The organism is Chryseobacterium formosum (assembly GCF_026460885.1).
Taxonomy (GTDB): Bacteria; Bacteroidota; Bacteroidia; order Flavobacteriales; family Weeksellaceae; genus Chryseobacterium; species Chryseobacterium formosus.
On record NZ_JAOVZW010000042.1, the window covers coordinates 1 to 3515 of the forward strand.

The 3515-nt window shown below is 33.9% G+C and carries 2 protein-coding genes and 1 pseudogene; all 3 read right to left on the reverse strand.

What is annotated here, in order from left to right:
• A pseudogene (locus tag OF897_RS21380) lies at window positions 1-192 on the reverse strand (T9SS type A sorting domain-containing protein); the annotation flags it as partial.
• 696 nt (window positions 193-888) lie between these two features.
• The gene (locus OF897_RS21385) at window positions 889-1554 is read right to left on the reverse strand and encodes a hypothetical protein (protein ID WP_267267694.1); all 666 of its coding nucleotides are present in this window, start codon (window positions 1552-1554) and stop codon (window positions 889-891) included.
• A gap of 4 nt (window positions 1555-1558) precedes the next feature.
• The coding region (locus OF897_RS21390) for an RHS repeat-associated core domain-containing protein (RefSeq protein ID WP_323809085.1) at window positions 1559-3515 on the reverse strand (1957 nt) is incomplete at its 5' end.

Consider the following 3515-nt stretch of genomic DNA (forward strand, 5'->3'; position numbering starts at 1 on the left):
TTTGTTTTCGGGAGTAATTTTTTTGGATTGAATTGAGCTTCCTGTAATAAGATACTGCTGATCGATTGTGGTGGTAACTTGCGAAAGAAAATCCTGCGTAGAGGATTTAATATCTTTCTGCCATACCACTTCCTGAGAATACAGTACAGCAGTTGTACATAGCAGTAATGCACTCATGTAGAGTTGTTTCATGATTTGGTCAATAATTTTATTGTTGCTAATTTAACATTTTTTAACGAACTACCTAATCTCTTTAATGAGATTTAATATAAATATTTCATATTGTCGAAACAAATGTAAAACAGTAGCACGCCAAAACTTGACGTGTTAGAATGATAAAAAAAAGGCGATCTATTTATGACATTTGTTCATAAGCAGAAAAAATAAAACAAAGTGATCTCGGAAAGACCATTGGAACTTCCGGTGCCATTATTGGGAAGTATTAACTTGGGGAAAATGTTCCGTCGATTGACGTAGCAACTAAAATTGCAGATGCTTTAGGCGTCACACTTGATTATCTCGTAAAGGACGGACAGTATGAGCAGATCGACAACGATACGTTGAAAAAACTAAAATCAATAACAGGAACTCAATAGCGATACAAATGCACATGTTTTTACAACCATCAATACTTTTATCAAAGCTTCTAAACTTAAAAATATTGCTGCTCTTTAGTTCTGTTTCCTTATACATTACAGAACATCGTATTACACAAAAACCTCGCATTTGAGAGGCTTTGGTGTTTATTCCCTCATAGTCACGGACTTTGCGCAGCGGGGGGAATCTTGCAAACGTTTTGCAAGGTATATAAAACACAAAACCCATCGCAATTGCGATGGGTTTTTTATTATCTGCCACACGATAAATCGTACGGGAGCGAGGGTTTGTTTATTTAGGATGTGCATGAAACTTATGCTTCAAATCCTTTTTACTTGCTACTTTATATTTTGTCTGACTAACCGGAATTTCTTTTATATCTAATCTGTACCAAATTTCCATAAAGGTTTTTAAATCAAACGTGTCGATTCGAACAGGAATAAATTTTTCATTTATCCTATCCATACTAATACTATTTTTTGGATAGTTTTCTGTAAACTCGTTTCCTTTGTTGATAGCAAAATATTCATTTTTTAAAATATCGGTTTTAATTATTGGAACTAATTCAGATAGCTCTTTCATTTGCTGATTATTAAAATATTCGCTTCCACCACGAAAAACTAAAACTATGTTTTTTGAATAATTATAAAATAGCCAGTTATTGTGTGGGTCATCATGAAAAATAAATTGCCCCTGTTGATTCAAAGTTGCCCAAGATAAAGGGATACTTGTTGTGTAACTAAAACCAAGCATTTCACTTTCCAAAAGCTTTTCTATATCATATGTTATAAAAATAACCTTGCTTTTGATTTCTTTAGAAACGTATTTTGTTTTGTTTAAAAAAGCTATGCTGTTTTGTATTTCATTTTTTACTCCCTCATCTTTTATAAAGGAAAGTCTGTCTTGTGAATAAAAAACACTAAAAGTTAATAATGATAAAAAAATATATATTTTCATGTTTTTAAGGAATTAGATCTGGTAATTTTACTTGTCTATAATTTGATTTCATAGTCGCTTTATTTATTCCAGTTTTTGTATTTGTTTCTAAATGATATGGTACAAAATAATTTTCTCTTATACCATTTCCTACTCCTGTGTAATATATAAAATTGTAAATTCCTGGTTTGGAAATGTCGTTATCATGCTGTTTGGGCATCCTAGAATTCGGATGAGTATGACCATTATATTTAAGATTCTCATAAGTTAATCCTTGCTCTCCAAATTGCCAAACAACTCTTACTCTATCAGAAAGATGTGCAGTTCCAACTAAATATTTATCAGCCATTCCTGTTCCTTTAGTGTCAAAACCACCAATTGACCATTCTACCTTTGAATTATCAGCTGCAAATTGGAAAACTCTTCTTGCATCTACAGAGTTTGTTGTTGTACCATGACTTAAACCCTCGCTATCTTTAATTGAAAGTTGACTGATAATACTACCACTATCCTTTGTCTCTTTGTTTACTTTGACATAATCTTGATTTTCCTTTCCAACTCCTTCAGTTGCTTTCTGTGCGTTGCCTTTTGCATCTTTTATAGCATTTCCTTTAGAGTCACTTTTTGCTTTGTAAAGTCTATCAAATTTATCATCCGTCTTTTGAATTAAGCTAGTATTTCCATTATTATCCATTCCATAATCGTCATAATTCATTCCGTTAGAATCCACATAGAAAACAGGATTATTTCCAGACATATGATAGGTAGACATTGGCTGATACATTTCCGCCAGCGGATCCACAACACCCCATCTTCCGATATCCGGCATATAAAATCTTGCGCCGTAATCATACATTCCTGTTTCAGTTTGCAGCTCCTTACCATTGTATTTATATTGGTAACTTGGGTTTCCAGCCAGAGCATTGTATCCCTCGTGCTTTAATCCAAAAGGGTAGTAGTTATTTTCCTCAAGAACTTCTATGCTGCTGCCATTATGAAAATAACTTAATCTTGTATTTCCTAAATGATCTGCATAGTTGTAAATATACTTATTTTTTACAAAATCAAAATACCCTTCTGCCGTTGGAATAAATTTCAATTCAACAGAAGCCATGGGGTTTGAGAGAGTAGCGTCAGTTTCATACTGAAAGCCATCCAAATAATCTGTGGTTTTGGTTGCAAGAAAAAGTATATTTCCCTCTTTATACTGATACACTTTTTTAACCTTGTTTCCTGCTGCATTGTAAGTGTAGACTGTATTTACATATCTTGCACCGCCTCGGCTTGCTATTGACTGATTAAACTTGATATAATTCGGTAGATTCAGCATATTATAATTAATTTGCAGTATGCCTTTGTCTTCATGCTTTTTCATATTTCCATTCAGATCATATGTAATTGTATTTCCCGAAGTATCCGGATAACCTCTGTAGTCCGTTGAAGAATCGGTTACAGAATTAAGCCTGTTACCCGATATCTGATAATTATAACTATATGTCAGGTTGTCGATAATAGTTGCGTAAGTATTCCCATCTTTTTGCGCAGATCTTTTAAGGTTTGTAATATTTCCATTCAGATCATAATCCATTTTCTCAAAATATTCTTTTGCTGTAGGATTATCATCACGTTGATAAAATCCTGCTTTCAATCGGTTGAGGCCATCATAAACGTATCCGTATCTTCTAAGATAATCACCCGATGTTGTTGCTGTGCTCCAGTCAACTTCTGCAATATTTCCGCTAAACTTTGGCTTTACTTCAAGGCTTAAAAAATCATTATTGGGAGTTTGCTGTCCTTCCACCTGATTGTATTTGATTTTATACCCGAACAAATCCCCGTTACTCAGGTCATTGGGATTGTTGATTTGTGTCATCCAGCCTCTGATATTGTACAGGTAATCTACCTGCTGCAAACCATTTCCTAAAGAGACTCCGCCCACCTTTTTGCTTTCCAGCTGTGAGAGTTCGTTGTATTTATTCTGC